This window comes from Bradyrhizobium sp. (assembly GCF_016462955.1).
Classification (GTDB): Bacteria; Pseudomonadota; Alphaproteobacteria; order Rhizobiales; family Xanthobacteraceae; genus Bradyrhizobium.
This window is the reverse complement of sequence record NZ_JAEMSD010000319.1, coordinates 2,122-8,193: the sequence shown is the minus strand read 5'-3', so window position 1 is coordinate 8,193 and position 6,072 is coordinate 2,122. Positions and strand designations below refer to the sequence as shown.

Genomic DNA, 6,072 nt, shown 5'->3' with positions numbered 1-6,072 from the left:
GCCGAATCCTATCAGCTCGTCTCCGGCCGCGTCGCCGCGCTCCGCACCAATCTGACGTCGCCGATCGACGTGCGCACCCGCACGTCCTTCGACGAGCATCGCGAGCTGCTCGATCTGTTCGCAAGCGGCGAGCTCGCCGCCTTCGAAGCGCTGATGACCACACACATCACCAATTCGGGCAGGGTCTATGCCAAGGCGCTGAAGGTGGATTGAACGCCGTCACGGCTTCTCCTTCGCGCCAGGCCTGTCCAAGAAATCCAGCGCCGTGTTGATCTGCTCAAGCTGGTGCTCGATCTTGTCGCGATCCTCGGCCGCCGGCGCCTTCTCGAGCTGTTCCACGAGCTTCTGCTTTCGCAACAGCAAGTTCTCTATGACCGTACTCACAGCTTCCCCATCGCCAGAGGTCACATCACGAACGCCGGAACGATGGAGGCGCGCGCGACCCGGGCCCGGGTCGAACCCTCGACCAGAATGTTCGCGGAGCCAGGTTGGTTCCTGAGCTCCAATGGGCTGTCGACGAGGACGGAACCCTAAGTTCGGTACCGCCACACCGATCGGTTGAATTCGCCGGCTATGGGGCCTATGCGTAGGCGCCATGGACATCCAGATGATCACCGCCGACAGGCCCCTGATGGCCCGGGCGCAGCCGCGCAAGCCGGCGCCGTTCCTGCCCATGAGCCGCGCCGAGATGGATGCGCTCGGCTGGGACGCCTGCGACATCGTGCTGGTGACGGGGGATGCCTATGTCGACCATCCGAGCTTCGGCATGGCGATCATCGGCCGCCTGCTGGAGGCGCAGGGGTTCCGCGTCGGCATCATCTCGCAGCCGGACTGGCACTCGGCCGAGCCGTTCAAGGCGTTAGGCAAGCCAAAAGTTTTCTTCGGCGTCACCGGCGGCAACATGGACTCCATGGTGAACCGCTACACTGCGGACCGGCGCATCCGCAGCGACGACGCCTATACGGCCGGCGGCGAAGGCGGCAGGCGACCGGACCGCTGCACCGTGGTTTATGCCCAGCGCTGCCGCGAGGCGTTCAAGGACGTGCCGATCGTGCTCGGCGGCATCGAGGCCTCGCTGCGCCGGATCGCGCATTACGACTACTGGTCCGACAAGGTGCGCCGCTCGGTGCTGGCCGACGCCAAGGCGGACCTCTTGCTCTACGGCAACGCCGAGCGCGCCGTGGTCGAGGTGGCGCAGCGGCTTGCCGCAGGCGAGGCGCCGCGCGCGCTCGACGACATCAGGGGCGTCGCGCTGTTCCGCAAGGTCCCTGCGGACTACACCGAGCTGCACGCCGACGATCTCGATTCCGCCGACGAGGGCGCCTCGCGCGAGAAGGGGCCGACCGTGATCCGCCTGCCGTCGCTCGAGCAGGTCGAGCACGACAAGGAAGCCTATGCCCGCGCCTCGCGCGTGCTGCACCGGGAGAGCAATCCCGGCAATGCGCGGCCGCTGGTGCAGCGCCATGGCGACCGCGATCTCTGGCTCAACCCGCCGCCGATCCCGCTCACCACCGAAGAGATGGACGCGGTCTACGATCTGCCTTACGCACGCGCCCCGCATCCGTCCTATGGCGATGCGCGCATACCCGCCTGGGAGATGATCCGCTTCTCGGTGACGATCATGCGCGGCTGCTTCGGCGGCTGCACCTTCTGCTCGATCACCGAGCACGAGGGGCGCATCATCCAGAGCCGCTCGGAAGGATCGATCCTGCGCGAGATCGAGCGCATCCGCGACAAGACGCCCGGCTTCACTGGCGTCATCTCCGACATCGGCGGCCCCACCGCCAACATGTACCGGATGGCGTGCAAGGACCCGAAGGTCGAGGCGGCATGCCGGCGGCCGTCCTGCGTCTTCCCGGAGATCTGCCCGAACCTCAACACCTCGCATGACGACCTGATCCGGCTCTATCGCAAGGTGCGCGAGACCAAGGGCATCAAGAAGGTGATGGTCGCCTCCGGCGTGCGCTACGACCTCGCGGTCGAGAGCCCCGAATACATCAAGGAGCTCGTCACCCATCATGTCGGCGGCTACCTCAAGATCGCGCCCGAGCATACCGAGCGCGGCCCGCTCGACAAGATGATGAAGCCGGGCATCGGCGCCTACGACAAGTTCAAGCGGATGTTCGATCAAGCCGCCGAGCAGGCCGGCAAGAAATACTATCTCATCCCCTATTTCATCGCGGCGCATCCGGGCACGACCGACGAGGACATGATGAACCTCGCGCTGTGGCTGAAGAAGAACCGCTACCGCGCCGACCAGGTGCAGACCTTCCTGCCCTCGCCGATGGCGACGGCGACCGCGATGTACCACACCGGCGTCAATCCGCTGCGCGGCGTGCGCCACGGCGGCAGCGACAAGGTCGAGGCGATCAAGGGCCTGCGCCAGCGCCGCCTGCACAAGGCCTTCCTGCGCTATCACGACCCCGACAATTGGCCGGTGCTGCGCGAAGCACTGATCGAGATGGGCCGCCGCGACCTGATCGGCTCGCAGCCGCATCAGCTCGTCCCCGCGCATCAGCCGCCCGGCACCGGCAAGGCCGCCGGCACCAAGCGCCCAATGCGGCCCGGAGGCAGGACGCAGCGGTTCACGACCAAGGGCCTGCGGGTGATGAAGTAGCGGGAGCCGGATTCGGGCGCGGGTCGGTGGCGCTTTCGCGCCTGCCGAACAAAAGCGCGAAAACAACCCCATGCACAGTAGGCGGGGGTAGCAAGATCAACGGCTTACGAGCGCGATGCGATTGGCGAGACCTTCGAACCGCAAATCGAGCATGATCTGCCCCGGAAAATCGCCGATTTCCGTTTTTACGAAAATTTCGCTTGATCGTCGGGCAAACCAGGCGTATGATGCCATTATCGCGGAACGTGGATGAAGCGAACCCGTCTTGCTCATCCGGATCGACCCCTTGAGCTCACCCCGCGGCGTCCGAATCCCCGGCTAGGCTTGCTGGCTCGCGATGAGCCGAAACTCCGCGCCTGGCCTTGTTCTTCGTTTCAACGCCAAGGCAAGCTCCGCGTAACGAAGCGAGCAATTAGAGACGTTCTAACAATCGATCCAGAAGCGATTAGATCGCCGCTGCAAAGATCGATGCGCGTTGCAGCTTGGCGTCATCGAACTCGTGACAAATCGTCGCGATGATGGCGCAAACGCTGCTGCTGCGCACCGAACTATAGAAGTTCTAATTTCGCTGCGTTGCTTCCGATCTTTCAATTCCATAGCAGACGATCTGCTGAGTAATTGGGGGCGTTGGTGAGCAACATTCAGAACTACAAGAGCCGCATGCTTGTCGGAGCGGCCATCGGTGCCTTTTCGCTCGGTCTGACGGGCGCTGCTGTGACGGAGAGCCGCGCGCAGAGTTCCGCACCGCAGGCGTTGCCGCCGGTGACGGTCGACGCGCCTCAGCAGCGCGCACGCGTCACGCGCAGCAGCGCGCGGCCGCGCGGTAACGTCCAGCGCGCTGGACGCTATGTGTCGAGGCAAGCTGCGCAAGCTCCATCGAATGCTCCCGTTACCACAATGGGAAGCACGCGGACGCTCGGCGCTCCGGCGCCTGCCTACGCTGGAGGTCAAGTTGCCCAGGGCGGAACTCTCGGCCTGCTTGGCAACGTGAGCGTCATGAACACGCCCTTCAGTGTCGTCAACTACACCTCGCAATTGATCGAGGATCAGCAGGCACGGACGGCGGCGGATACGCTGATCAACGACTCCTCGGTTCGTCTCACCACCGGCCCTAACGGGTTCGACGACACCTTCCAGATTCGCGGTTTCCCGGTGAACGCGACGGACGTCGGCTTGAACGGACTTTACGGCCTGGTGTCCTCCAGTCGCGTTCCCGCCCAGATCATCGAACGCATCGAGTTGCTGAAGGGGCCCGGCGCACTCATCAACGGCATCGCTCCCGGCGGCACGGTTGGCGGCGCCATCAACATCCTCACCAAACGCGCCGGAGAAATTCCCTTCACGCGGGTGACGCCGTTCTTCATGAGCGCCGGCCATTATGGCCTGCACGTCGAGACCAGCCAGCGCTATGGCGAGAACAAGGAGTGGGGCGTCCGCTTCAACGGCGTGGGCCGCAATGGCGAAGCCACGATCGACAACGGCAACTGGAGGGGTGGTCTCGGTGCGCTGGGCGTCGACTATCGCGGCGAGCGCCTGCGCTGGACCGTCGATGCCATCTCGCAGAACGACGATACCGAGAACTTCCGTCCGCAGATCGGCATTCGAACGACGGTACCGTTCATTCCGGCTCCGCCGGACCCGCGCAGCACCTGGTACCCCGGAACATTGCTGAAGCAGCGGGACAATACCATTGCCACGGCGGTCGAGTATGACATCTCCCAAGCGATCACGGCCTATGCAGGCATCGGCTACCGCGAAGGCGAGAATTACCAGACCTTCCCCGACTCCCGCGTCACCGGCTTCCCAAGCGGGGCGGACGCCCTCGGCAATTTCCGTCTGATCAACGCCTATTACGATTCCTACAGCAAGACGACCAGCGGCAATGCCGGCATTCGGTCGCGCTTCGACGTGGGGCCGGTCACGCACAGGGTGAACTTCGCCTTCACCGGCTACTTCCAGGAAAACGGCAACGCCTATGTTGCCAACACGCCGGCGCAGTCGGTGCCGTCGAACATCTACAATCCGGCCCCGCTGCCGGTGGTCACCGGCGCGCGTCTCCCGCCACGGCTGGCCAACGAGATCCTGCTGCGCAGCTTCGCGCTTGCCGACACCATGTCGGTGCTGGATGAGAGGGTCCTGCTCACGCTGGGCGCCCGCCATCAGCGGGTCGAGCAGGATGCGTTCAGCACCGCGACGGGGCTCAAGACCAGCGACTATGGCGCGGAAGCCGTGACGCCCCTGGCCGGGGTCGTCGTCAAGCCGCTGCAGAACGTCTCGCTCTACGCGAACTACGCCGAAGGCCTCAGCCAAGGCGTCATCGTTCCCGCCGGCTTTGCCAATACCGGGTCGATCCTCGCGCCCTACAAGTCCAAGCAGCAGGAAGCCGGCGTCAAGGTGGACTGGGGCACCATCACCACGACGGCAGCCGTGTTCCAGATTGCGCGGCCGAGCCTGGTCACCACTGCCGCCAACGTCCGCGCCTACGACGGCGAACAGCGCAACCGCGGTCTTGAACTCTCGGCCTATGGCCTTCTGCTGCCCGGCCTGCGCGGCATGGCGGGCGTTACGTTCCTGCGTCCGGAGCTGACCAATCCGGCCACGGCCTCAGAGCGCGGCAATGATGCCGCCGGTGTGCCGAACGTGACATTCTCGGGTTCCCTCGACTGGGATGCACCGTGGGTGACAGGCCTCGCATTCAACGGGCGCGTGATCCACACCGGTAGCTCCTACCTGACGAATGCCAACCTGGCGTGGCAGCGTTTCTCCAGCTGGACCCGGTATGACATCGGTGCGCGTTACGCGACCGTCCTGAACGGCCGCCCCGTCACGTTCCGTGCCAATGTCGAAAACCTGTTCGACAAGCGATACTGGCTGACCAGCGGCGGTTTCCAGACCGTTGGCGCCGGCCGCACCTTCCTGCTGTCGGCGGCGTTCGATCTCTGACCGAACGTCCCCGATGGCCGCAGCAAGAGCATCCGCAGACGGATGATTTGCTGCCGCCGAGCGTCGTAACTTCGTCGGATCGCCGGGGCCTCGCGCGCCCGGCGATCTCATGTCAAATTCGGGTTTTGTTTCGGGTGCCTGTCATGATCAAGCGTTTCGCCGTCTCCATTGTCCTGCTTGCAGCAGTGTTGCCTGCGCAGGCGCACCAGATCTGGATCGAGCAGGCCGACGGCCAGAACGCGATCGTTCGCTTCGGCGAATACGGCGAGAACCTTCGCGAGGTCTCGCCGGGCCTTCTCGACAAATTCGGCAAAGTGACGGGCAGGCTGATCTCGACCAGGGGTGAGCAGAAGTCCGATGCGACCAAGACCGGCAACGGCTTCACGCTGCCGTTCGCGGCCGCCGCAGGCGAGGCCATCGTGGCGGAGGACGCCAGCTATCCGCTCTATGTCTGGAAACAGCCGGGCAAGGACGTCAACAACTGGTTCTATCCGGCGGCCCGCTACATCACC

General features: G+C 64.6%; 5 protein-coding genes and 1 pseudogene. 4 read left to right on the top strand and 2 right to left on the bottom strand.

Annotated elements, in window-relative coordinates; translation table 11 throughout:
* A partial coding sequence (locus JHD07_RS26495; protein WP_366865235.1) for an FCD domain-containing protein occupies nucleotides 1-213 on the top strand: 213 nt, incomplete at its 5' end.
* A 6-nt stretch (nucleotides 214-219) separates the two neighbouring features.
* Here the strand turns inward: JHD07_RS26495 and JHD07_RS26490 are convergent.
* On the bottom strand, nucleotides 220-384 hold the full coding sequence (locus JHD07_RS26490) for a hypothetical protein (protein ID WP_291627410.1): 165 nt from the start codon (nucleotides 382-384) through the stop codon (nucleotides 220-222).
* 211 nt (nucleotides 385-595) lie between these two features.
* Between JHD07_RS26490 and JHD07_RS26485 the strand changes: the two genes are divergently transcribed.
* Nucleotides 596-2,617 (top strand): YgiQ family radical SAM protein, encoded by a 2,022-nt coding sequence (locus JHD07_RS26485; protein ID WP_291627409.1) that lies wholly within the window; start codon nucleotides 596-598, stop codon nucleotides 2,615-2,617.
* Between the two features lie 96 nt (nucleotides 2,618-2,713).
* Here JHD07_RS26485 and JHD07_RS26480 read toward each other — a convergent pair whose 3' ends face one another.
* On the bottom strand, nucleotides 2,714-2,890 hold the full coding sequence (locus tag JHD07_RS26480) for a hypothetical protein (protein ID WP_291627408.1): 177 nt from the start codon (nucleotides 2,888-2,890) through the stop codon (nucleotides 2,714-2,716).
* A 357-nt stretch (nucleotides 2,891-3,247) separates the two neighbouring features.
* Between JHD07_RS26480 and JHD07_RS26475 the strand changes: the two genes are divergently transcribed.
* Both JHD07_RS26475 and JHD07_RS26470 read left to right on the top strand, forming a co-directional pair.
* Entirely contained in the window at nucleotides 3,248-5,560 is a 2,313-nt protein-coding gene (locus JHD07_RS26475) for a TonB-dependent siderophore receptor (protein WP_291627407.1), read from the top strand.
* A gap of 143 nt (nucleotides 5,561-5,703) precedes the next feature.
* Nucleotides 5,704-6,072 (top strand): annotated as a pseudogene (locus JHD07_RS26470) (cobalt ABC transporter substrate-binding protein); the annotation flags it as partial.